Below are 23,217 nucleotides of genomic sequence, written 5' to 3'. Positions count from 1 at the left end.
AAGGTGCTGCGCGGCGCCGAAATTCTTTAGTGACGTGCGTGGGTGCGATTTGCGGCAGGGGCCTGATCGACCCCGAGGGCTAAGCGCAAATCTGTTTCTCGCTCATCCATGTTCTCACGGAGAGCATCAGCAAAGTCATGAACGGCATCGCTGATACGACCCACGGCGCGGTTGAGACCCTCGGGGCCAATGGCACCCTGTGCCGAGGCGATCTTACGGGCGGCGATCACACCGATGGTGATGCCTACACCGAGCCAGAATATTTTTTTCATGACGTACCTATCCTTTGATGGATTCCAGACCCTCTCGGATCCGGGGATGCTCCGTTAACGACTGCGCTTGGGGCGGGTTTTCTTCCCGCGACCCTCGAGTGCCTGACGGACACCGTAAGAGAAGGCTGCAACCTTGATCAGCGGTGAGCCGATCGTGGCCGCGATGAGCGCCGACAGGGCGGAAATATTAGCAGTGGCATCGGAGACGTTATTGGAGATGCCGTCGACCTTGCCCAGCTGCGTATTCGTGGTCGCTACCGTTGCCGTCACCTCGTCGATGAGCGGGGTGGTGCCGTCACCGATCTGCTTGATGGTGGTGCGGATTTCATCGAAGACCCGGCCGAGCTTCACGATCGGGATGGCCAGTAATGCCACGAGGATGGCAAAAACCCCCGCCGCGATCAATCCTGCAATATCGCCACCACTCATCTGCGTGCCGCCTCAATTCCTCATGTGTTGAATCATGCGCGCCAGTAACTTTCTGGGCGCAACTTCTTTCCCCAAGACACCTTAGTCCACAAAGTTAGGTATTTTGCCTACAAAACAGCCCGCGGCGATTGCCACGGGCTGTTTTGTGTTTCAAGCTTCGAGTCTCTCGTAAGCTCTACTACGCCATCAATGATTAGCGTGAGTAGAATTCCACGACGAGCTGCTCTTCACAAGTTACGGGAACTTCGGCGCGCTTGGGCTTGCGAACCAGGCGAGCCTGCAGGCTCTCCAGCTTCACGTCCAAGTAAGCCGGGACGGCGGGAAGCACGTCGCGGTGTGCGCCGGCTGCAGCGAGCTGCAACGGAGCCATGGTCTCGCTGCGCGGGTGCACGTGGATCAGCTGACCCTCGGCAACGCGGAACGACGGGCGGTCCACGCGGGCGCCGTCAACCATGATGTGGCGGTGAACAACCAGCTGGCGAGCCTGGGCGGTGGTGCGGGCGAAGCCTGCACGCAGAACCAAGGCGTCCAAACGGGTTTCCAACAGCTCGACCAGGTTTTCACCGGTCATGCCCTTGGTGCGCTTGGCTTCTTCGAATGCACGCGTGAGCTGTGCTTCGCGGATGCCGTACTGGGCGCGCAGACGCTGCTTTTCGCGCAAGCGTACGGCGTAGTCGCTGTCCTGCTTCTTGCGGGCGCGGCCGTGCTCACCGGGGCCGTACGGGCGGCGCTCGAGGTACTTAGCTGCCTTGGGGGTAAGAGCAATGCCGAGGGACCGCGAAAGGCGGGCCTGACGGCGGGCACGTGTGTTGTTAGCCACTTGTGTCCTTCCAATATTGCAATAAGTATGTGTCCTGGCCTCCATTGTGGAGAGTTAGGGCTATTGCTACCCATCGCTACAGCACCCGGGCATGAACAACAAATAGTTTCAAGCAAAGCCTGACAGCACGGAAAACCTGCGGAATTTCACCGCCGATTCGTGCGTGGATGTTGTGCATGGAGCCGGAGCTTGCCAGTGCGGGATTAACTCTACCACTCCCCACTTCCTCGATCACGGAGCGGTGAGCGACTTCACGGGACGAAGCCGCTATGTGGTACTTGCCGTGCCTCGGATAATCTCGCGCAATCGTGTGAGCCGGGGTCCGAGATCGCGTTCGTGCCCATTCGCCGTCGGGGTGTAGTAATTTTTCCCCACCAAATCATCCGGCGGATACTGCTGGAGGGCGATCGAGTGCGGCGCGTCGTGGGAGTAGATGTAGCCCTTGCCGTGCCCCAGCCCCGCCGAACCAGCATAGTGGGCATCGCGCAGTGGCGGCGGCACGGTGGTGCCCTTGCCGGCCCGAACATCCGCGACAGCTGCGTTGATACCGTTGTAGGAGGCGTTGGATTTTGGTGCCGTGGCCACATGCACCACGGCCTGGGCCAGGATGATCCGGGCTTCTGGCATACCGATCAAAGCCACGGCTTGAGCCGCGGCGACAGCCGTCTGAAGCGCCGTAGGATCGGCCATGCCCACATCTTCTGACGCGGAAATCATGATGCGTCGGCTGATGAAGCGCGGATCCTCCCCCGCCTCGAGCATGCGGGCCAGGTAGTGCAGCGCCGCGTCCACATCGGATCCGCGCACAGATTTAATGAAGGCGCTGATGATGTCATAGTGCTGATCCCCGGCGCGGTCATAGCGCACGGCAGCAGCATCGATGGCGCGCTCGGCCGTGGCGAGCGTGATCTCGACAGGGGCATCTGCTGCCACCTCGTCGTCGTCGGACTGGGTTTCCGACAGCGCCACCCCGGCCGCCGCCTCCAAGGTGGTCAGGGCACGCCGCGCGTCTCCGGCCGCCAAGCGCACCAGGTGATCCATGGCCTCGTCGGTGACCGTGACCAGGCCGTCCAGGCCACGCTGATCCGCGATGGCCCGCTCGAGCAATCCCTGGATGTCGGAGTTCTGCAGCGGTTGCAGGGTCAGCAAGATGGAGCGCGAGAGCAGCGGCGCCACCACGGAGAAGGAGGGGTTTTCCGTGGTCGCGGCAATCAGCACGACCCACCGGTTTTCCACACCGGGCAATAGGGCGTCCTGCTGGGCCTTGTTGAAACGGTGAATCTCATCGAGGAACAAGACCGTGGTGCGCCCGTGCAGATCTCGATCCGTCAGCGCTTGATCCATGACCCGGCGTACGTCCTTGACGCCGGCGGTGATGGCGGACAGCTCCACAAACTTCCGGCCAGGGCCCCGGGCGATGACATGGGCCAGGGTAGTTTTTCCCGTGCCGGGAGGACCCCACAGCATGACGGAGGCCGGACCGGCGGCTCCCCCGCCGCTGCCTCCTGCGGCCAACATCTGCAGCGGCGACCCAGCACCCAAAAGGTGTTGCTGACCCACGACCTCATCCAGGCTGCGCGGTCGCATCCGCACGGCGAGGGGGCTTCGCGGGCGCGAGCTAGCATCCGAGCTCCCGCCACCAAAGGTGAGGCTGTCGTCGTCGTTTGTCTCGTCCCCGTGCAGGGCACTAAAAAGGTCACTCACCCCCCTAGGCTATCCCCGGTAGTCTGGCAGCGTGAACTTAGCCCGCCGTACCGCTTTTGTCCCCGCCGCCCGCCTCAGCGCCTGGCTGTCCCGCTTCAGCGCCGCCCATGGCGGCCAGCTCGCCCTCGAAGACACGGACGACGGCGTGAGCTTACGGCTGCGCGACGGTGCGGTTGCGCTCCTCTCACCCCCATGGCCAGAGGACGGGCGTCCTGGGCGTGGGGCTAATCTGCTGGAACGTATCGAGTCACTGGCGGCGCAGGAGCGACGGCTCGGAATCATCTTGGTGCGGCGCGGAGGGTATGGGGTGGGCATCGCGGCAGGCGGGAAGCTCGTGGCGCACAAGGTAGGAACGGCCTCCTCGCGCTCTCGCGGTGGCGATCAGGCCGCGGCCATCGTTGAACGGGCAGCGGCCGAGGCCGCGAAGATCTTTGCCGGGGCGAGCTTTGAATATGTGGCGCCGGGCGGCGATAAGCTGTTGGTGGAGTCCGCCCTGGCAACCCCGGCCCTGCGCCGGTATGCAAAGCTTACCCGGCTGGCACCTCTGGCTGTGGTGGACCCCAAGATGGATGTGCTGACGCGGGCGGCCGCAGATTATTGTTCCATTCGCATCAGGATCACTGAACCACCGGCTTAATGTTCTGGTTGATATGGAACAGGTTGCCGGGATCGTACTTCGCCTTGATCTTGGCCAACCGAGTGTAGTTGCCCCCATAGTTGTCCTCAATGCGGGACTGGTCGTCTGCATCGAGGAAATTAACATAGCCCGCGCCTGCTCCGTGCGGCTGCAGGGCCTGGTGGTAGTCTCTGACCCACTTCGTGTTGGCGTCATTGTCCGCCGGAGATTCCCACATTCCGGCGATGGCTACCGAGAAGTTGACGTCGCGGTAGGGAAAGGCCGTCTCATCCGCTCCTACACGTTGGGCTGCACCATTGATGGGATAGAAGTGATTAGCCGTTTGGGGACTCGGAACACCAGCTCCAAAATTCTGGGCCACGCCGATCACATCATCGTTGAGTTCCGGAAGGAACTCCGCCTTCCAATATGCTTGGAGGCCTTTCGGCAGAAGCGGGTCGAACAAAGTGTTGAGCATCGGATATGGGAGAGGCCCAAGGAACGACCCCGCAATGGGGGCCACTTCAAGGAATTGCTGCCACTGCCGCTCGCCCTCATCGTGGGGACCGGTCCAGCCACCCACCACGACCACCACGGGCTTGCCATGGAATTCCTCCGGCAGGAACGGGACCGGCGGGCCTTGGTGGAATCCAAGGAAGATTCCCATATCTTCGGGAGCCGTGGCAATGTAGTCCCGGAACAGTTGCGCGACGGCCTCAGCATGCTCCAGCAAGTAGATGACTACGCCGCCGTACACCACGTCCACGGGATGCAGGTTGAATTCCAGCGACGTGACGACGCCGAAGTTTCCTGTGCCTCCACGCAACGCCCAGAAGAGGTCGTCATTCTCGGTTGCGCTGGCTGTGAGGAACTTCCCTTCTGCAGTCACCACATCCGCGGATTTGAGGTTGTCGCAGGACAGGCCATATTTACGAGCGAGGTAGCCGATGCCGCCGCCGAGCGTCAGCCCGGCAACACCCGTGGATCCGATAATTCCGCCGGTTGTGGCGAGTCCGAAGGCATTTGTTGCGTGGTTGAAATCGGCCCAGGTGGTGCCCGCCTCAGCCCGAGCCGTTACGGCAGCGGGATCTACCCGGACGCCCCTGCGGTCGGAGAAGTCCAGCACGAGGCCGCCGTCGCACGTCCCGAATCCGGGCGCACTGTGCCCACCACCTCTAAGCGCAAGGTCCAGACCCGCGTCGCGCGCAAAGTTGACTCCGGCAATGACGTCAGCCACCTGCGAAACACGCAATATGGCTGCGGGGCGCTTGTCAATCATGCCGTTATAAACGGTCCGTGAGGCGTCGTAGAGGGGGTGGTCGGAAGTGATGACCTGGCCGCGCACCTTTTCCTGCAGGGCCGCAAACCCTTTGTTGTCCATGGTGATCCCCGTTCCCCTGACCATGCCTTCACGATCAGGGCTGTGGCACAGCCACCCCCGGCCGTGCGGGACGTACATGATGCAGACACTGCGGGTCGGAGCCGAGCCAAACAGGCCCGCTCCCGTGGCGGAGACCGGATGCGCCTAGGCAGCGTGCCACTTGGCACCCACTTTCGGCGTACTTCTTGAACGTGCGCTTGCCGTGGATCCCGGTTGGCGGTGCTGGCGAGCACACCCAACAGGATTGGCAACTTATCGCAGGATACGCCCGCCGGTACTCGAGGTCAATGGGGCTTCCCGAGGGTATCGCTATGAGGCAATGAGGGGCCGCAGCAGCGGCCCGTCAGCAGGCCATCGGCGCGCGTCGCAGGGACGCCTGCCGGTAGTGGTAGCGGCCAACCTCCGCAAAGCCGGCCTGGCCATACAGGGTCTGGGCCCCGGCATTTGCTGCGGTGACCATGAGCCAGTAGTTTTCCACTCCGAATTCCTTGCCGGCCGCCACGAGCTCCGCCAGCACGGCCGTGGCAATTCCCTGACGTCTGGCGGTGGGATGAACGGCCATGGAATAGATCCCGCCCCAGCCTTCTCCGCCGTCGATCACGGGAAGGGCCAGCCGCCCGGTGCCCACGGCTTGACCTTGATCGTCCAAAGCCGTGGCATAGAGCGCAGGCGAACCCGCGAGGATCCGCTCAGCGATGGCCTTTTCTTCTGATCCTCCCCTTCCGTCAACGCTCCACCATAAATCCAGCCACTGCGGCGACGGCGTTGGGGCAATGACAATGTGGACCGCGGCTTGCTCCAACTGCGCGAGGCAAGAGGTGTCCTCCTCCGTCGCCGTCATGATGAGCGTCTCGGACTGGCGCGAATAGTGCAGCTCGTCCAACAAGGCATCAAGCCCGGCATGCTCGGGCCGGTGCATCACCTGGAAAATCACCGGCTGGCGACGAGCGGTGTACCAATCACGTGCCATGCGCAGGGCAGCGTCAATATCATGGGCCTCCCGAGCCGGCCAGATGGAATTGGCCCGCTGGGTCACACCGCCAGCCGACCGCAATGCCCAGCCCTCCGCCGTCGAACGATCCAGGGCAGGCCACGCGGCATCCATGAGTGATTCCAGGAGGTCAAGGTCAGTGGACAAAGCATGAGATTTCGACACTGAATAATCCTAGCCCAGGGACGAAAAAGGCCGGCCTCCGTTACGGGAGACCGGCCTCTTGAGAGGGTTTTACTTCTCGTCAGCCTTGGGCTCAGCCTTAACTTCTGCCTTGACCTCAGGCTTGAAGTCAACGCCAGCTTCCTTGCGCTGCTGCGCCGTGATCGGGGCCGGAGCCTCGGTCATCGGGTCATAGCCGCCGCCGGACTTCGGGAAGGCGATGACGTCGCGGATCGAGTCAACACCGGCCAGCAGGGACACGGCACGGTCCCAACCAATGGCGATGCCACCATGCGGCGGGGCGCCGAACTTGAAACCGTCGAGCAGGAAGCCGAACTTCTCGTCGGCCTCAGCCTCGGAGATGCCCATAACGGCGAAGACGCGCTCCTGCACATCGCGGCGGTGGATACGGATGGAACCGCCACCGATTTCGTTACCATTGCAGACGATGTCGTAGGCGTAGGCCAAGGCCTCGCCCGGATCGGTGTCGAAGTTGTCCATGAACTCCGGCTTGGGTGAGGTGAACGCGTGGTGCACGGCCGTCCAGGCGCTGTGACCCAGGGCCACGTCGCCGGAACCAACAGCAACGCTGGTCGGCTCAAACATGGGAGCGTCAACAACCCAGACGAAGGCCCAATCCTTGGGGTTGATGAGCCCGGTGCGGTGACCGATCTCGACACGAGCAGCACCCAAGAGTCCACGTGAGGCAGCAATCTCGCCGGCGGCGAAGAAGATGCAGTCGCCGGGCTTGGCGCCCACGGCGTCGGCCAGGCCGGCGCGCTCGGTGTCGGTCAGGTTCTTAGCAACCGGACCGGTGAGCTCGCCCTCGTCCTTGACCAGCACGTAGGCCAGGCCCTTGGCGCCGCGCTGCTTGGCCCATTCCTGCCAGGCGTCGAGCTGGCGGCGGGGCTGTGACGCACCACCGGGCATAACAACGGCACCAACGTAAGGAGCCTTGAAGACGCCGAATTCGGTGTCCTTGAAGAACTCCGTCATCTCGGTCAATTCCAGGCCGAAGCGCAGATCCGGCTTATCCGAACCGAAGCGAGCCATGGCATCGCGGTAGGTCATACGCTGGATCGGCAGCGGAATCTCGACGTCGATCAGCTTCCACAGCTCGGAGACGATCTTTTCACCCAGGGCGATGATGTCATCCTGGTCAACGAAGCTGGCCTCGATGTCCAACTGCGTGAACTCGGGCTGGCGATCCGCACGGAAATCCTCATCGCGGTAGCAACGGGCGATCTGGTAGTACTTCTCGAAGCCACCCACCTGCAGAAGCTGCTTGAACAGCTGCGGGGACTGCGGCAGCGCGTACCAGGAACCCGGAGCCAGACGTGCCGGCACCACGAAGTCGCGGGCACCCTCAGGGGTGGAGCGCGTCAGCGTGGGGGTTTCGATTTCGATGTAACCCTGATCGTGCAGCAGGTTGCGGGCCACACGGTTGGCCTCGGAGCGCAGACGCATGTTGCGCTGCATGCCCGGGCGGCGCAGGTCCAGGTAGCGGTGCTTCAGGCGTGCTTCCTCACCCACTTCAACGTGCTCGTCAACCTGGAACGGCAAGGGAGCTGCCTCGTTAAGTACGACGACGTCATCGGCCAATACTTCGATCTCACCTGTGGCGAGGCCCGGGTTTTCGTTACCTTCGGGGCGGCGTGAAACCGTTCCCGTGATCGACAAAACGAACTCGTTGCGCAGTGCGTGGAAGACTTCTTCTTCACGAACAACAATCTGTGCCACGCCTGATGCGTCACGCAGGTCCAAGAACGCCACTCCACCATGATCTCGACGGCGGGCAACCCACCCCGAGAGAGTGACGGTTTGGCCAATATGTTCAGCCCGCAGGGAGCCTAGGTCATGTGTGCGCAGCACAGCATTCCTTTCAATGGAAATGAGCGGCCCGATCCGGGTCGCAAAAGTGGTTTGTCTAAAAGTTTACCGTGAACTTCCGCTTCCACTCCCCCACCATCTGTGTGGCAGTTATGACATGGGAAAGCGCTTTTTGCGCCTGAATTCCTGTCATAACTGCCACACAGATGCTAAGAACAGTGGATTAAGCGAGGGTGATCTGCGGCGTCAGGTCTGCCGCGGGAGGCATCCAACTACTCGGATCGGCAGCAACTTGCTCGCCGGAGCGGATGTCCTTGACCTGGTGGGCGCCGTCGTCATCTGTGAACCAGACGTAAGGGATGCCACGCTTATCCGCGTACTTGATCTGCTTGCCAAACTTGTCGGCCTTGGCCGCCACTTCGGTAGAGATCCCGCGGGCGCGCAAGGCAGCGGCCACATCCTGAGCCTCCGACCAGCTGTCCTCATCAACCAGCGTGACGAGCACGGCGGTGGGGACATTACGGCTAGCCTTGGCGAATTCCTGGCTGAGGATGCGGGCCACAAGGCGCGTGACGCCAATCGACAGACCCACGCCCGGGAACTTGCGATTGCCCTTGGAAGCAAGCGCGTCGTAGCGACCGCCCGAGCAGATGGAGCCGAGCTGTTCGTGACCCACGAGAACCGTTTCGTAGACCGTGCCCGTGTAGTAGTCCAGGCCACGGGCGATCGAGAGATCGGCCACAACGGAGCCCGGGGCGCTCTTGACGGCTGCGGCGATGACCTGCTCCAGCTCGTTCAGGCCTTCCTCCATGAGCTCGTCACTCACACCGAGAGCGCGAACCTTCTCAACAAAGGAGGTGTCTTCGGTGCGGATCGAGGCCAAGGCCAGCGCCTTGGCGGCCTGTTCGTCCGAGGCGCCGAGTTCGGTCTTGAGCAGCTCGGCAACCTTCTGCGCACCGATCTTTTCCAGCTTGTCGATACTGCGCAGCACGCCTGCCGTGTCGGTCAGGCCAATACCGCGGTAGAAACCTTCCGCGAGCTTACGGTTGTTGATCCGCAACTTGAAGGCCGGGATGGGAAGTGCAGAGAGCGCCTCGGCGATGACGAGCGCAAGTTCCACGTCGTAGCGGAACGGGAGTACGCCGTCGGCCACTACGTCAATATCTGCCTGCGTGAACTCGCGGGCGCGGCCCTCCTGGGGACGCTCGCCACGCCACACCTTCTGGATCTGGTAGCGGCGGAACGGGAAGGAGAGGTAGCCAGCATTTTCCACCACGTAGCGGGCGAAGGGCACCGTGAGGTCAAAGTGGAGCGCCAGCGCGTTGGGGTCATCCTTGGTGGCCGTGGCGGCATTCCCGTCGTCGTCCTGCAGACGGGAGAGCCCGTAGACCTCTTTGTCAATCTCACCCTTACGCAGAAGCTGACCTACCGTTTCCACCGCCCGAGTCTCGATCGAGCTGAAGCCGTGCAGTTCAAAAGTGCGGCGCAGGGTATCCAGCACATGCTGTTCCACCAACCGCTCCTCGGGTAGCCACTCGGGAAAACCTGACAAGGAGGCGTTGCGTGCCATGGGTGTTGCTCTCCTAACATGCACCGGGTCCTCAGGATTCAATCCCTGTGGATGCGGTGGGGCGGGTATTTCTATGCAATTGCGATGTGAAGGCTCACGGACGCCGTCATGCGACAAATCCGTGAGTAAACTGACACCGACTGCCATTTTATAAGGTTTGGCACGCCACCCCTAACCCGCCCGTTCGGCTCCGGCTTTGATGTGGCGCACATACCGCTCAATTTGAAGGAGAGGCACAGTTGGCCACCAGCAATAAGTCCAGCCGCGAAGCCAAGGTCCGCGTCGCCCGCATGGAAGCTCATCAGGCTCTGCAAGCCGAGCAGATTCAACGCCGCAAGCGCGATAATCTGATCGCCATCATCGCCATGGTCGCTGCGCTGGCCCTTGCCATTGTTCTGGCCTTGACCGTCTTCTCGGGCAAGGACTCCACGGACACGGCCTCCGACGCCACGGCGTCCGCCAGCGCCACGGCAACAGACACAGCCGCGGAGACCAACAGTCCCACCGTCCCGCTGGCTGAGACCGCCGCAGGAAAAACCTTCACGGGAACCTTGTCCCTCAATGGCCAGCCCCTCGGCGTGAGCCTGGACGGCACGGCGGCTCCTCAGGCCGCCGCGGTCTTCAAGTCCCTCGCCGATTCCGGATTCATGACCGGCAAGAGCTGCCATCGTTTGGCTGACAGCACAGGCTTTGGCGTTCTCCAGTGTGGCTCCCTCAAGGGTGACGGCCAGGGCGATCCGGAGTACCAGTGGGGACCGGTAGAAAACACTCCGGCTGATGGTAAGTACCCGGCGGGAACCATCGCCGTCGCGCGCGCCAACACCACGTATTCCAACGGCACTCAGTTCTTTATTACCTTCAAGGACACGACGCTGCCGCAGGACACTGGCGGCTACACCATTGTTGGTAAGGTCACCAGCGGGCTCGACGTTGTCACCAACATTGCCAAGGCAGGGATCGCCGATGGCGCCACCGACGGTGCGCCGTCGACCAAGGTGACGATAGACTCGTTCCAGCTCAAGTAGTTTTTACAGGCCTTCCTGCGATGCCGCACGTCCGTGCCCATTCCAAGAAAAACCATCAAGCGGTTCTGGCCATGCCGCTTTGCAGCACCCGTCAGCATCCATCAAGCGAAAGACTTTTAGCGGTGACACACAGTCAAGAATCCGACGAAACACTTGCCTCTGCCACAGGGCATGACTCAACCACTGAGCAGGCAAGCCCTGCACAGCCTGACGTGACACCGGCGGCAACGCCGACTCCCGTCTCGACACCTTCCCCGGCAGCCTTTGCGGCCCGCCCCAAGGCTCCCGCCGCTGCCGCACCTTCTCCCGTTGCGCCTGCCCCGGTTGCTCCCGCCGTGAATCTTTCGGAAGCTGCAAAGTTCGGCCGCGCAGAAGAAGACGGCCACGTATTCCTGATCGTTGATGGCGAAGAGTTCCCCGTGGGCCAGTACCCGGGTGCCAGCAAGGAAGAGGCCCTGACGTACTTCGTACGCAAGTTTGATGACATCGTGGCCCAGGTTGCCCTGCTTGAGCAGCGTGTGGAAGCCAAGGCGTCCACGACGGACATGAACAAGACCGTGACGCACCTGCGCGAGCAGCTCCTCGAGCGCACCAGCGTTGGCGATGTCAACGCTGGCTTGGCCCGTCTGGATGCCCTCGAGGTAGCCATCAAGGACCTCGGCTCAGCCGAGCGCGCCTCTCACGACGCCGCACGCGCCGTGGAGCTCGCCTCCCGTGAAGCCATTGTGGCTGAGGCAGAGACGATTGCCGCCGAAGACCCCACCGCTATTCAGTGGAAGGTCAGCAGCGCCCGCATGAACGAACTCTTCGAGGCTTGGAAGTCGGCTCAGAAGTCGGGCATGCGTCTTGGCCGCGCTACGGAGGAAGGCCTGTGGAAGCGATTCCGTAGCGCCCGTACGGTCTTCGATCGTCACCGCCGCGCGTACTTCTCCCAGTTGGATAACAACAATGCCGCTGCCAAGAACGCCAAGGAGTCCTTGATTGAGGCCGCCGAGGCTTTGGCAACGTCCACCGAGTGGGGCTTCGCCGCTGGCGAATACCGCCGCCTCATGGACCAGTGGAAGGCCTCACCGCGCGCCAGCCGCAAGGATGACGATGCCTTGTGGGCCCGCTTCCGCGGCGCTCAGGACAAGTTCTTTGCTGCTCGTCAGGAAGCTAACAACGCTCTCGATGAGGAATTTGGCGCCAACCTGGTTGTCAAGGAAGCCCTCATCGCAGAAGCCGAAGCGTTGCTTCCCATCAAGGATCTGAACGCAACGAAGAAGACCTTGCAGAACATCCGCGATCGCTGGGAGGAAGCCGGCAAGGTTCCCCGCAATGATATGCAGCGTGTTGAAGCTGGTCTGCGTAAGGTCGAGGACGCTGTTCGCGCAGCCGACGAAGACAACTGGCGCCGGAGCGATCCGGAAGCCAAGGCTCGCACCAGCAGCGCCCTGAGCCAGCTTGAGGCCACCATTGCAGGCCTCAAGGATGATCTCGCCAAGGCTGAAAAGGCCGGAGACGCCCGCAAGGTTGCCAAGGCTTCCGAGGCTCTTGCAGCCCGTGAACTGTGGCTCGAGCAGATCCAGAAGGCAGCAGCCGACTTCTCCTAGTCCCTAGGAATCGTCAGCAAGCACCGTCACTGAAGGCCTCCCGGCCAGGTTATCCACAACCTGGCCGGGAGGCCTTTTGCTTGCCCGATTCAAGGAGCAGGCTTAGAGCATGAGCGAGATTGATGTTTCCACCGGCACTGTCCTCTTTGTTCCCGGGCGGCTCTTCACCCTGGCCGAGCTCCATGCCATGAAGATCGACGGCGTACTCTGGCCAATCATTGGGGATGCGTTCCGGCCCGTGACGGTCACCGAAACCGTGCCGTTGCGTGCCGCGGCGCTGGCTTACCAAATACCACCGGCGCTGCTGCACCGTGCTGCGCTCAGTCAGCTCTCTGCCGCGTGGGTGTACGGCTGTGCTCCCCCGCCCAAGGTCGTCTCACTCGTGCAGGATCACACGGGAAAGAGCGCCTCGCTGCCGCCCTTCAGCGGCTGCACCTTACGGGAGGTCACCTTGGAACGCTTTGACCTTCAGAGTCTGGGAGACACGCTCGTCACGAGCCCTTTGCGGACAGCTGTGGATATTGCCCGCACCGCCCCACTCGGGGTTGCGCGGGCGGTGTTGTTGCGCCTGAGTCAGGCAGCCACACTGAATTGCCCTCTGGGCCGCATTCAACAGGCTCTTGGGACAGCAAGAAACATCCCGGGGAAGATTCGGGGGCAGGCACTGCTCGAGGAAATGCTCAAGGGACCAGCGGCCCAATAAACCATCCTCGAGCAAGACGCTCGCGACCTAGGCCCGGCGTTGCGTCCCAGTGGCACGGTACACGTCAAAGACCCCGTCGATGCGGCGGACGGCGTTGAGTACGTGGTCCAGATACTGCGGATCGCCCATCTCAAAGGCAAACTTGGACATGGCCACACGGTCGCGCGTAGTGCTGACCCCGGCGGCCAGGATGTTGACGTGATTCTCAGACAGCACCCGCGTCACATCGGCCAGGAGACTCTTGCGGTCCAGGGCTTCAACCTGAATCTCCACGAGGAACACCCCGGATTGGGTGGGCGCCCAGGCGACGTCGACCAAGCGGTCGGGTTCGCTCTTCATGTGCAGCAAATTGGGGCAGTCCTGCCGGTGCACCGAGATTCCGGAACCCTTCGTGACAAAGCCCGAGATCGGATCCGGCGGAACCGGTGTGCAACATCTTGCCAGCTTGACGAGAACCTCGCCCATGCCGTGCACGATGACGCCAGATTCGGAGATCCGGGACCGGGCATTGGACTGGTGCGTTGTGGGCGGGGCCGGCGCATCTTCGATGTAATCGCTGACGCCCAGTACTTCGCGCAGACGTTCGACGACGGACTGGGCCGAGGTGTGCCCGTCCCCTACCGCGGCGTAGAGTCCCGCGATGTCGACGTAGTGGAAGTGCTCGGTCACGGCGAGGAGGCCGTCATGCGTGAGCATCTTCTGCAATGGCAGATTGGCCTTCCGCATGGCCTTGGTCAGCAGTTCCTTGCCCTTTTCAATGGACTCGTCACGGCGTTCCTTGGTGAACCACTGACGGATCTTGTTCCGGGCGCGGGCACTCTTGACAAAGTTTTGCCAGTCCTGGCTCGGGCCAGCTCCCTCGGCCTTATTGGTGAACACCTCAACGGTGTCACCATGGGCCAGCTCGCTGTTAAGCGGGACCAGCTTTCCATTGACGCGGGCACCAATGGTGCGGTTTCCCACCTCGGTGTGCACGGAGTAGGCAAAGTCCACGGGGGTGGCACCCTCGGGCAGGGCGATGATCTTGCCCTTGGGAGTGTAGACGTACACTTCCTTGGCGTTCATCTCATACCGCAAGGAGTCCAGGAACTCGTTGGAGTCACTTGTTTCGCGCTGCCAGTCAAGCAAGGAGCGCAGCCAGTTCATGTCTTCCTCGACACTGACCGGGGCCTTGTTGCCTGACTTGTACTTCCAGTGCGCCGCAACACCGTACTCGGCACGCTGGTGCATATCCAGGGTGCGAATCTGAATCTCGACGAGCTTGCCGCCGGGGCCCACCACCGTAGTGTGCAAGGACTGGTACATATTGAACTTGGGTAGGGCGATGTAGTCCTTGAAACGGCCCACCAGAGGCGTCCACAGGGAGTGAATCTGACCCAGCGCCGCATAACAATCGCCGACGGTCTCGACAATGACGCGAACGCCAAGGAGATCGTTAATGTCGTCGAAGTCCTTGTTGCGGACCACCATCTTTTGGTAGATGGAGTAGTAATGCTTCGGGCGTCCGGAGACTTCAGCCTTGAGCTTGGAGGCCTGCATGACGTCGACGATTTCACGCCGAATGATGCTCAGTTGCTTTTCGCGTTCCGGGGAACGGTCCTGGACCATCCGGACGATCTCTTCATACACCTTCGGGTATAGCGCCGCGAAGGAAAGCTCCTCCAGTTCCCACTTCACCGCGTTCATGCCGAGGCGATGAGCGAGCGGGGCGAAGATATCCAGGGTTTCGCGGGCCTTTTTGCCCGAGGAGGCTGCCGAGACGAAACGCCAGGTGCGGGCGTTGTGCAAACGGTCTGCCAGTTTAATAACCAGCACCCGAATGTCCTTGGCCATCGCGATGACCATCTTGCGCACGGTTTCGGCCTGTGCGGCGTCGCCGAACTCGACCTTATCGAGCTTGGTCACGCCGTCCACGAGGATCGTGATTTCCTTACCAAAGTCACGTTCGAGCTCGGCCAGCGTGTAGTCCGTGTCTTCCACGGTGTCATGCAGGAGAGCGGCCGCCAGCGTGCTGCCGGTCATGCCCATCTCGGCAAGGATCGTCGCCACGGCGACGGGGTGGGTGATGTAGGGATCGCCACTCTTGCGCTTTTGGCCCTCGTGGTATTTTTCCGCCACGGTGAAGGCACGCTGAATCAGATCAAAGTCTTCTTTAGGGTTCCTCGCGCGAACAATGCGCAGCAGAGGTTCCAGGATGGGCGAATAGCTCTCGGTGGACCATCCGGTCAACCGTGCTAGACGCGATCTGGTGCGCTCTCGGCGCCCAGGGAAAGTGGGTCTCGGCTCTACCGGGCGCGAGGTACCGCTATCGGCACCTGACGCTGGCGTGCCACCATTTTGAGCCAAAATCTCATGCGAGGGTGATTCACCAGTCAACGCATTGCCTCCCTCACGCACTTGCACCATGCGCCCCCTGTGCGGGGCATTAGTCCAGTCTAAGGTGCGTTGCGAGCGTTTTTGACCAAAAGAAAGCCGGGATTGAAAGCATTACTTTCGATCCCGGCTTCCGGCCAGTTATGGCGAGGGAAAAGCGGTGGTGCTAAACGGCGTCGGCCGTCGCAGCAGCAGCCGTTGCACGGTGCTGACGAACCTTCTTGGCCTGCGCTGCAAGCTCCGGTTCACGTTCGCGCAGCCAGGAATACAAGGGGGCTGCAACGAAGATGGTGGAGAAGGTGCTGACGATGATGCCGATGAACAAGGCCAAGGACAAATCGCGCAGGGTTCCTGCACCGAGAAGCAGGGCACCGATGAACAAAATCGAGCCCACGGGCAGCACGGCGACCATCATGGTGTTGATGGACCGCACGAGCGTCTGGTTGACGGCGAGGTTCACCTCTTCGGCAAAGGTCCGTCGCGTTGACTTGGTGATGTCTGCGGTGTTTTCTCGGATCTTGTCAAAGACCACCACGGTGTCATAGAGGGAATAGCTCAGAATCGTCAGGAAGCCGATAATGGCCGACGGCGTGACCTCAAAGTTCGAGGCACCGTAGACTCCCGCCGTCACCACCATGACAACCAAAAGACCCACCACGGCAGCGATCGACATGCGCCAGGTTCTAAAGTACAAGGCCATCAAGACGGTGGCCAGCAAGACGAACACGATGAAACCGATGATGGCCTGGCGTGAGACATCCTGTCCCCAGCTGGGGCCCACGTAGGTGGAGGTGATGTGGTCTTCCGTGACGCCATAGGCTTCCTTCAGCGCATCTTTGACCTTGAGGGTGTCGTTGTCGCTGAGCCTATCCGTCTGAACCTGCATCGTCATGCCGGCAATGTTGGTCACCACGGCGACGGTTCCCGGTGCGGCAGCCTCTACGGCCTTTTCGCCGATAGAAACGTCCTTGTGGGCAACATCGGAGATGGTGAACTGGGAACCGCCTCGGAAGTCAATACCGAAGTTAAACCCGCCGCCGAGGAGGGGGAACAGAATGGAAAGGAGCACCAGAATGCCCATGATACCGAACCATACCTTACGTTTTCCGACGAACTCGTAGGAGCGTTCCCCGGTGTACAGCTCGTTGCCGAAAGTGGCGAAACTCTTCATTAGTTGTTCTCCTTGGAGTCGTCGCTGGACTCGGGCTGTGCCGCCTTGGCAGCGGAGGTGCCTGCCATTTGGCTTTCCTTGGCGGCCAGACGCCGTTCGGCGATGGTCTGGCGACGTTCGGCTTCACCGGCGGCGCGGGCGTTCTTGCCCTTGACAACCTCCAGGGTTTCCTGCTGGGTGCGGAGGCGACCGGCGCCGCGGTAAAGCGGAATGGCGCCGAGCTGCTTGGGATCCAGGCCCGAGAAGGCGTGACCCTCACCAAAGAACTTGGTGCGTGCCAGCAGCTGCAAGGTGGGGTGTGTGAACATGAAGACCACGATGAGGTCGGCGACGGCCGTCAGACCGAGGGTGAAGGCGAAACCCTTGACGCTACCCACGGAGACAAAGTACAGCACCAGGGAGGCCAGGATATTGACGGCCTTGGACGCCAGGATGGTGCGCTTGGCGCGGCCCCAACCATTTTCAACGGCGGCGACAAGTCCACGACCGTCACGCAATTCATCCCTGACACGTTCGAAGTACACGATGAAGGAGTCTGCTGTCTGACCGATGGCCACGATAATACCGGCCACACCGGCCAGTGAGAGGCGGTAGTTTTCGGCCCAGCCCAGCAACACAATGGCGAGGTAGGTCAACACACCGGCAATCACGAGCGAGAGAATCGTCACGATACCCAAGGCGCGGTACTGGAACAGTGAGTACACGACCACGAGCAGCAGACCGATCAAACCGGCCAACAGACCCATTTCCAGCTGCTGCAAACCAAGGGTCGCCGAAATCTGCACTTCACTTTGAATTTCGAAGCTGATGGGCAAGGAACCGAACTTCAGCTTATCCGCGAGGGACTTGGCGCTGGCCTCGGTGAACTGTCCCGTAATGGAGGACTGACCATCGGTGATGACTGCCATGGAGGACGGTGCCGAGATGACGCTGTCGTCCAGCACAATCGCAAAGCGCGCCTGCGGATCGTTCGCGTTAATCAGGTACTTGGAGTTCAAGCGCTGCGTGACTGCCTTGAAGGCGTCGGCACCTTCGGGCTTTTCCAACGTCAGGTTGACCGACCACTGGTTGGTCGTGGCGCCGTTAGCGCCAGCAGCAAGACCGTACGTGGCGTTCTTGATCCACTTACCGGGGATTTCTACCGGGCCCAGGATGTACTTGACGCCGGTTTCAGGCTCACAGCTCACGATCGGCTTGGCCGGATCCGAGGTGGTGGGGCGATCCGTCAAAGGAGCAATGCAGCTTGTGGCTTCGAACTCCTTGAACAGCGCCGCATCAACCCAGTTGATATCGCTGGCATCGACAGGTGCGGCCGTGGGCACGGGCAGATTTGCCTCGGCGGTACGGTCGGCCTCGGCCACAGCGCCGGAGGCAACTCCGGTCGTGGCAATGACGGGGCGGAAGCTCATGTTGGCCGAAGCCTTAATGAGATCGCGTTCTTCATCCGTGGGCTTGCCCGGCATGCTCACAACAACGTTGCGACCACCCTCGGTGGAAATCTGCGCCTCGGAGACACCCGAACCATCAACACGCTGACGAATGATCGAGACAGCCTGGTCGAGCTGCTCGCTGGTGATATTACCTGCGCCCTCGACCTTTGGCGCCAGAATCATCTGGGTGCCACCCTCAAGGTCTAGACCAAGTTTTGGCGCCCATGTGGTGGCCCCGGCGAGAACGCCGCCACCTACAGCCAAGGTGCATGCAATGATGATCGCCGCAAGCCACAGAAGAGTTCTGCGAGCTGTGGACGTCGGACCGGTTCGTGCCATCAAGGGATCCTTCTATTGGTCACGGGTAATGAGAACATGGCAATGCTGCTGTGCCATGACGCTTCGTCAGGCACAGCAGCCGCCAACCCGGATAAGGCTAGTTGTCTTTGTTGTTTTCGTTGTTCAAGCGCTCGATGGATTCCTCAGGGGTTTCCTCGGCCTGCTCGTTCTTGCCCAGGGTCAGTGAGGAAGCATCGTCAGGCACAACGGCGGTTACTTCTTCAGGAGCGATGATCTTCGCAACCGTCTGGCGGTGAACCGTAGCGGTGGTGCCGGGTGAGATTTCCAGAACGATCTTGTTCTCCGCCTCATCGATGGAGATGACCTTGCCAAACAAGCCGAAGTTTGTCATCATCTCAACGCCGGGAGCCAGCTTGGCGCGCTGCTCTTCTGCTGCAGCCTTGGTCTTCTTCTGCTTGCGCACCATCATGAAGATCAGGAGCGCAAACATAGCGAACAAGAGAAGGTTCATGGGGCTCAAGAGACCGGCCTGTGCGGCGGGGTCTGCGGCCAAAATACTGCTGGGGAGCACAGCGAAAAATCCATTCGTTAAGGAAAAAGTGGGACCAAACACGCAGCGAACGTGCCGGACGTCATATCAGTCTAAAGGGTAAAACTGGTGACTTGGTGGGAAACCGCTCATAAACGAGCATAAATACACAAGGTGTAGCCCGGGAACCGGAATTTAGCCCCTCTTGGGAAACTAAATATCCTCATCGATGGGCAGCATCGCGGCAGCCACGGCATTTCCTGGCATCCGCAGGCCCAGATGTTCCCAGGCGGCAGGCAAGGCAATACGGCCCCGTGGGGTACGTCCTAGGAGACCTTCTCGAACAAGGAAAGGCTCCGCCACAGTTTCGACGGTTTCGCTCTCCTCGCCCACGGCGATGGCCAGGGTGGACAAGCCGACGGGGCCACCGTTGAACTTGTTCACGAGCGCTTCCAGCACGGAACGGTCGAGGCGATCGAGCCCCCTGACATCCACCTCATACATATCCAGGGCCGCCGATGCAGAACGCGCGTCGATGGTTTCAATGCCGTGAACGAGGGCCCAGTCACGCACTCGCCGCAACAGCCGGTTGGCAATACGGGGTGTGCCACGGGAGCGACCGGCAATCTCGGAGAAGCCAGCACTTGTGAGCTTGAGGTCTAGCATGCCCGCCGAGCGACGCAGGACGAGTTCCAACTCCGCGACGGAGTAAAATTCCAGGTGTCCCGTGAAGCCAAAGCGATCACGCAGGGGTCCCGGCAATAGTCCGGCACGCGTCGTGGCACCCACGAGTGTGAAGGACGGCAATTCCAACGGGATAGCGGTAGCGCCTGCGCCCTTGCCCACGATGATATCGACCCGGAAATCTTCCATGGCCATGTACAGCATTTCCTCGGCGGGCCGGGACATGCGGTGAATCTCGTCCAGGAACAAGACCTCACCCTCGGTCAGGGAGGAAAGGATGGCGGCCAAATCGCCGGCATGCTGAATGGCCGGACCGGAGCTGATGCGCAACGGCGCGTTCATCTCGGCGGCGACGATCATGGCCAGCGTGGTCTTGCCCAGGCCGGGAGGGCCCGACATCAGCACATGATCGGCGCTGCGGCCACGAATCTTTGAGGCCGCCAGGACGAGCGAAAGTTGTTTCCGGACCCGTTCCTGGCCCACAAAGTCATCGAGGTTCTTGGGCCGCAGCGCCGCCTCAAGCTCACGTTCCTCAGGCTCGACGGCGGGAGCCACCAGTTCGCCTGGCCCGCGGCTCGCGGCGCCCTCCCCGGCGATGCTGAGCTGCCCGGGAAGAAGCGGAATGGGATCGTTGAGTCCAGCCATGACTTAGCGGCCCACCTTGGCGCGGGTGTTGTCCTGACCCAGCCAGCGCAGCGTGGCTCGCAGTACGGCGGGCACATTCGCACCCTCCGCCAGCTCGGGGTCCGCGGCGACGGCGGCGTCGATGGCCTTTAAGGCATCGCGCTCGTTCCATCCCAGACTTGTCATGGCGGCCACCACCTGATCCTTCCATGCCATAGCCTCGACGACGGCGGGAGCGGCCGAGGTGGCGACGCCTGTGGGTTTGAGTTTGCCCTTGAGTTCCAAAACAATTCTGCCGGCCACCTTCGGCCCCACGCCGGGAACCTTGGTGAAGACCTTGCCGTCGGCATTGGCGACGCCCACACGGATACTCTCAGGTTCCAGCATGGAAAGGATGGCCAGGGCCAGACGCGGCCCAATGCCGCTGACCGTCAGCAGAGTGTCAAAGATTTCTCGCTCATCCTCGTCGGCAAAGCCAAAGAGGGTCATGGAGTCCTCGCGGACAATCATGGCGGTGGTCAGCGTGGCTTCCTCCCCCAACCGCAAGTTCCCTAGGGTTTTGGGGGTGGCATGAACCAGCATCCCGACCCCATTGACGTCAATGACGGCCTGGGCGAGGGAAAGCGCGGCAACCGGACCGCGGACAAAACTGATCATGACAACTGCTCCTGACAAAAGCTGACGAATGGAGAACTCAATAGACCTTAAGTGTATCGAACATACTTACGAGCAACTAGTTCCACTTAGGAGCTGGTTTTTCTTTGTTTTTCTTGACCTTGGACTTAGTTTCAGCCTCGCGCCATAACTTTTGTGCCGCCGTCGGGCCTTGCGGATCTTTAGAGAAGGAATTTCCGCTGCGCCAGGCGTGAGCAATCGCCAGCGCCAAAGCGTCGGCGGCATCGGCCGGTCGTGGCGGCTCGGAGAGTCGCAAGAGACGGGTGACCATGGCCGTGACGAGCGTCTTGTCGGCCCGCCCATTGCCCGTTACTGCGGCCTTGACCTCCGACGGGGTGTGCATCGCGACGGGAATGCCGCGACGGGCCGCGGCCACCATGACCACCCCGGAGACCTGGGCAACACCCATGACGGTGCTCACGTTGGTCTGGGCAAAGACACGCTCGATGGCTAAAACTTCCGGTTTAAACGCGTCCAGCCACTGGTCAATCGCTTCCGCGATGACCAGCAGCCGGGCGTCGAGCGTCAATTCATGCGAGCTGCCCACCACGCCCACACCTACGAGGGTGGCCGTGCGGTTGGCGGCGACGTCGACGACGCCCAACCCGCACCGGGTCAAGCCCGGGTCAACACCTAAAACACGCAGTTCTTAGTCCTCTTCAAGAGCGGCAAGAACCTCGGCGCTCATATCGGCGCTGGAGTAGATGTTCTGAACGTCGTCCAGATCTTCCAAAGCGTCGTAGAGCTTCATGAACTTACGAGCGTTTTCCACATCGAGTTCGACCTTCATGGACGGCACGAAGGCAGCCTCATCACTGTCGTACTCAATGCCTGCCTCGTTCAGGGCTTCACGAATTGCGGGAAGGTCCTGAGGCTCGGAGATGATCTCGAAGTTCTCACCCTCATCCTTGACCTCTTCGGCACCGGCTTCGAGGACTGCCATGAGCAGATCATCTTCGCTGAGGCCATTCTTGGGCAGGCTGACAACACCCTTACGGGTAAACATGTAGGCAACGGATCCCGGGTCACCCATGTTGCCGCCGTTACGGCCCACGGCCAGACGAACCTCTGAGGCGGCACGGTTCTTATTGTCGGTGAGGCACTCGATCAAGATCGCGGTGCCCTGGGGGCCGTAGCCCTCGTACATGATGGTCTGGTATTCCACGGCATCGCCGAGCAGGCCTGCGCCACGCTTGATGGCGCGGTCAATGTTGTCTGCCGGAACCGAGGTCTTCTTTGCCTTCGAGACGGCCAATTCAAGAGCAGGGTTACCCTGTAGATCGGCGCCGCCACCACGGGCAGCAACTTCGATGGTCTTGATCAGCTTGGCAAACGACTTTGCGCGGCGGCCATCAAGAATCGCCTTCTTGTGCTTGGTAGTTGCCCATTTGGAGTGGCCTGACATGGTTACGCGTCTCCTCTAATCATCCGAATAAACAGTTCGTGAATGCGGCGTTCACCTGTCACTTCCGGATGGAAGGAGGTAGCTAGCAAATGCTGCGAGCGAACGGCAACGGCACGAACTTCTGAATCAATCCTAGCGTTTTGCGCGGCGTCAGGCGCCTTCACCGCGGCAAGGACCTGAACTCCCTCCCCCACACGTTCCACCCAGGGGGCGCGAATAAACACCGCATGCAGGGGTGTTTCGGGCGTTCCGGCGGGGGCTAGGCCCTGAAAATCAAGCTCGGTTTCAAAGGAATCCACCTGCCGTCCGAAGGCGTTTCGCCGCACCGTGATATCCAGACCGCCCAGAGTTTGCTGTGGCTGACCGGAGAGATCCGTGGCCGGATCGGCGATGTCATTGGCGAGCATGATCATGCCCGCGCAGCTGCCATAGACAGGCAATCCCGCGGCTATGGCTTCTTGGAGCGGCTCCCGCATGCCAAAGATCCTGCTGAGTTTATCGATCGTGGTGGATTCACCGCCCGGGATGATCAGGCCTGAAACCGTGGCTAATTCGCTGGGGCGCCGTACCGAGACGGCGCGGGCGCCACAGTCCTCGATGGCCTTGGCGTGCTCGCGCACGTCACCTTGTAAGGCCAAAATGCCCACGGTGGGGCCGCTGAAAGTTGTTGAAGTGGAGTCTAAAGTCACATCTTCATCATAGATGGGCGCCATCTCACACCGTTAACACACGAGAAGTTCCTCCACGCGCCGGACAGGGTGAGCGGCGTAGGCCTCTCAAGCAAGTAGCATTGTCGGCAGGACTGACGTACTAAAGATGAGGTAAGTAAGTATGTGCGGAATCGCCGGTTACTACGGTTACGGGGAAGACAAAACCCTGTTGCAGCAGATGAACGCGTGTATAGAACACAGAGGCCCCGATGGTGAGGGCA

22 protein-coding genes are annotated in these 23,217 nt (G+C 61.1%); 5 read left to right on the top strand and 17 right to left on the bottom strand.

Annotation, left to right across the window (positions count from 1 at the left end):
• Positions 1 to 26: 26 nt before the first annotated feature.
• From CVS30_RS17410 to CVS30_RS17395, 4 genes are all read right to left on the bottom strand, one after another.
• Positions 27 to 272 carry a hypothetical protein gene (locus CVS30_RS17410; RefSeq protein ID WP_110486822.1) on the bottom strand — a complete coding sequence of 82 codons (246 nt, stop codon included), beginning with the start codon at positions 270 to 272 and terminating at the stop codon, positions 27 to 29.
• 54 nt (positions 273 to 326) lie between these two features.
• Positions 327 to 701, bottom strand: a complete 375-nt coding sequence (locus tag CVS30_RS17405; protein ID WP_110486821.1) for a DUF948 domain-containing protein — start codon at positions 699 to 701, stop codon at positions 327 to 329.
• A gap of 193 nt (positions 702 to 894) precedes the next feature.
• Positions 895 to 1,521, bottom strand: coding sequence for a 30S ribosomal protein S4 (gene rpsD / locus CVS30_RS17400; RefSeq protein ID WP_110486820.1), 627 nt, complete (start codon positions 1,519 to 1,521; stop codon positions 895 to 897).
• Positions 1,522 to 1,788: 267 nt separating this feature from the next.
• Positions 1,789 to 3,225 carry a replication-associated recombination protein A gene (locus CVS30_RS17395; RefSeq protein ID WP_245934674.1) on the bottom strand — a complete coding sequence of 479 codons (1,437 nt, stop codon included), beginning with the start codon at positions 3,223 to 3,225 and terminating at the stop codon, positions 1,789 to 1,791.
• A 31-nt stretch (positions 3,226 to 3,256) separates the two neighbouring features.
• On the opposite strand from CVS30_RS17395, the gene CVS30_RS17390 reads away from it, so the two are divergent.
• Complete coding sequence (locus CVS30_RS17390; RefSeq protein WP_110486819.1) at positions 3,257 to 3,862, top strand: acVLRF1 family peptidyl-tRNA hydrolase; 606 nt, start codon at positions 3,257 to 3,259, stop codon at positions 3,860 to 3,862.
• On the opposite strand, the gene CVS30_RS17385 is transcribed toward CVS30_RS17390, so the two are convergent.
• The 4 genes from CVS30_RS17385 to hisS form a co-directional block, all read right to left on the bottom strand.
• Positions 3,843 to 5,222, bottom strand: coding sequence for an FAD-binding oxidoreductase (locus CVS30_RS17385; protein ID WP_110486818.1), 1,380 nt, complete (start codon positions 5,220 to 5,222; stop codon positions 3,843 to 3,845). The genes CVS30_RS17390 and CVS30_RS17385 overlap by 20 nt on opposite strands.
• Before the next feature lie 343 nt (positions 5,223 to 5,565).
• Positions 5,566 to 6,378 (bottom strand): GNAT family N-acetyltransferase, encoded by an 813-nt coding sequence (locus tag CVS30_RS17380; protein ID WP_245934673.1) that lies wholly within the window; start codon positions 6,376 to 6,378, stop codon positions 5,566 to 5,568.
• A gap of 69 nt (positions 6,379 to 6,447) precedes the next feature.
• Complete coding sequence (aspS, locus tag CVS30_RS17375) at positions 6,448 to 8,247, bottom strand: aspartate--tRNA ligase (protein ID WP_110486816.1); 1,800 nt, start codon at positions 8,245 to 8,247, stop codon at positions 6,448 to 6,450.
• Between the two features lie 181 nt (positions 8,248 to 8,428).
• On the bottom strand, positions 8,429 to 9,775 hold the full coding sequence (gene hisS, locus CVS30_RS17370; protein ID WP_110486815.1) for a histidine--tRNA ligase: 1,347 nt from the start codon (positions 9,773 to 9,775) through the stop codon (positions 8,429 to 8,431).
• Between the two features lie 239 nt (positions 9,776 to 10,014).
• On the opposite strand from hisS, the gene CVS30_RS17365 reads away from it, so the two are divergent.
• From CVS30_RS17365 to CVS30_RS17355, 3 genes are all read left to right on the top strand, one after another.
• On the top strand, positions 10,015 to 10,800 hold the full coding sequence (locus CVS30_RS17365; protein WP_110486814.1) for a peptidylprolyl isomerase: 786 nt from the start codon (positions 10,015 to 10,017) through the stop codon (positions 10,798 to 10,800).
• Positions 10,801 to 10,922: 122 nt separating this feature from the next.
• Positions 10,923 to 12,392, top strand: a complete 1,470-nt coding sequence (locus CVS30_RS17360) for a DUF349 domain-containing protein (RefSeq protein WP_245934672.1) — start codon at positions 10,923 to 10,925, stop codon at positions 12,390 to 12,392.
• Between the two features lie 109 nt (positions 12,393 to 12,501).
• A complete protein-coding gene (locus CVS30_RS17355) occupies positions 12,502 to 13,095 on the top strand; it encodes a hypothetical protein (RefSeq protein ID WP_110486813.1) in 594 nt (197 codons plus the stop codon).
• 27 nt (positions 13,096 to 13,122) lie between these two features.
• Here the strand turns inward: CVS30_RS17355 and CVS30_RS17350 are convergent, their stop codons facing one another.
• From CVS30_RS17350 to pdxT, 9 genes are all read right to left on the bottom strand, one after another.
• Entirely contained in the window at positions 13,123 to 15,471 is a 2,349-nt protein-coding gene (locus CVS30_RS17350) for a RelA/SpoT family protein (protein WP_245934671.1), read from the bottom strand.
• 163 nt (positions 15,472 to 15,634) lie between these two features.
• Positions 15,635 to 16,639, bottom strand: coding sequence for a protein translocase subunit SecF (secF, locus tag CVS30_RS17345; protein WP_110486811.1), 1,005 nt, complete (start codon positions 16,637 to 16,639; stop codon positions 15,635 to 15,637).
• A complete protein-coding gene (secD, locus tag CVS30_RS17340) occupies positions 16,639 to 18,408 on the bottom strand; it encodes a protein translocase subunit SecD (RefSeq protein ID WP_110486810.1) in 1,770 nt (589 codons plus the stop codon). The genes secF and secD overlap by 1 nt, the downstream gene beginning before the upstream one ends.
• A gap of 97 nt (positions 18,409 to 18,505) precedes the next feature.
• Positions 18,506 to 18,940, bottom strand: a complete 435-nt coding sequence (gene yajC / locus CVS30_RS17335; protein WP_306418799.1) for a preprotein translocase subunit YajC — start codon at positions 18,938 to 18,940, stop codon at positions 18,506 to 18,508.
• A gap of 171 nt (positions 18,941 to 19,111) precedes the next feature.
• Positions 19,112 to 20,227, bottom strand: a complete 1,116-nt coding sequence (gene ruvB / locus CVS30_RS17330; protein ID WP_245934670.1) for a Holliday junction branch migration DNA helicase RuvB — start codon at positions 20,225 to 20,227, stop codon at positions 19,112 to 19,114.
• 3 nt (positions 20,228 to 20,230) lie between these two features.
• Positions 20,231 to 20,863 carry a Holliday junction branch migration protein RuvA gene (ruvA, locus tag CVS30_RS17325; RefSeq protein WP_110486809.1) on the bottom strand — a complete coding sequence of 211 codons (633 nt, stop codon included), beginning with the start codon at positions 20,861 to 20,863 and terminating at the stop codon, positions 20,231 to 20,233.
• Between the two features lie 76 nt (positions 20,864 to 20,939).
• Complete coding sequence (gene ruvC, locus CVS30_RS17320) at positions 20,940 to 21,527, bottom strand: crossover junction endodeoxyribonuclease RuvC (protein WP_110486808.1); 588 nt, start codon at positions 21,525 to 21,527, stop codon at positions 20,940 to 20,942.
• A 3-nt stretch (positions 21,528 to 21,530) separates the two neighbouring features.
• Positions 21,531 to 22,286, bottom strand: coding sequence for a YebC/PmpR family DNA-binding transcriptional regulator (locus CVS30_RS17315; protein WP_110486807.1), 756 nt, complete (start codon positions 22,284 to 22,286; stop codon positions 21,531 to 21,533).
• A gap of 2 nt (positions 22,287 to 22,288) precedes the next feature.
• Positions 22,289 to 22,975 carry a pyridoxal 5'-phosphate synthase glutaminase subunit PdxT gene (pdxT, locus tag CVS30_RS17310; RefSeq protein WP_370801218.1) on the bottom strand — a complete coding sequence of 229 codons (687 nt, stop codon included), beginning with the start codon at positions 22,973 to 22,975 and terminating at the stop codon, positions 22,289 to 22,291.
• Positions 22,976 to 23,117: 142 nt separating this feature from the next.
• On the opposite strand from pdxT, the gene CVS30_RS18655 reads away from it, so the two are divergent.
• On the top strand, positions 23,118 to 23,217 hold a 100-nt coding region (locus CVS30_RS18655), incomplete at its 3' end, for a hypothetical protein (protein WP_503092543.1).

The sequence above is a fragment of the Arthrobacter psychrolactophilus genome (genome assembly GCF_003219795.1).
In the GTDB taxonomy this organism is placed as follows: domain Bacteria; phylum Actinomycetota; class Actinomycetes; order Actinomycetales; family Micrococcaceae; genus Specibacter; species Specibacter psychrolactophilus.
The sequence above is the reverse complement of the archived record's forward strand: the minus strand, read 5'-3'. Positions and strand labels throughout refer to the sequence as shown.

Coding starts and splice junctions, on each gene's coding strand:
- secD (WP_110486810.1), bottom strand. CDS start 18,408: ATGGCACGAACCGGTCCGACGTCCACAGCTCGCAGAACTCTTCTGTGG.
- ruvB (WP_245934670.1), bottom strand. CDS start 20,227: ATGGCTGGACTCAACGATCCCATTCCGCTTCTTCCCGGGCAGCTCAGC.
- CVS30_RS17405 (WP_110486821.1), bottom strand. CDS start 701: ATGAGTGGTGGCGATATTGCAGGATTGATCGCGGCGGGGGTTTTTGCC.
- secF (WP_110486811.1), bottom strand. CDS start 16,639: ATGAAGAGTTTCGCCACTTTCGGCAACGAGCTGTACACCGGGGAACGC.
- CVS30_RS17355 (WP_110486813.1), top strand. CDS start 12,502: ATGAGCGAGATTGATGTTTCCACCGGCACTGTCCTCTTTGTTCCCGGG.
- hisS (WP_110486815.1), bottom strand. CDS start 9,775: ATGGCACGCAACGCCTCCTTGTCAGGTTTTCCCGAGTGGCTACCCGAG.
- CVS30_RS17385 (WP_110486818.1), bottom strand. CDS start 5,222: ATGGACAACAAAGGGTTTGCGGCCCTGCAGGAAAAGGTGCGCGGCCAG.
- CVS30_RS17315 (WP_110486807.1), bottom strand. CDS start 22,286: ATGTCAGGCCACTCCAAATGGGCAACTACCAAGCACAAGAAGGCGATT.
- CVS30_RS17410 (WP_110486822.1), bottom strand. CDS start 272: ATGAAAAAAATATTCTGGCTCGGTGTAGGCATCACCATCGGTGTGATC.
- ruvA (WP_110486809.1), bottom strand. CDS start 20,863: ATGATCAGTTTTGTCCGCGGTCCGGTTGCCGCGCTTTCCCTCGCCCAG.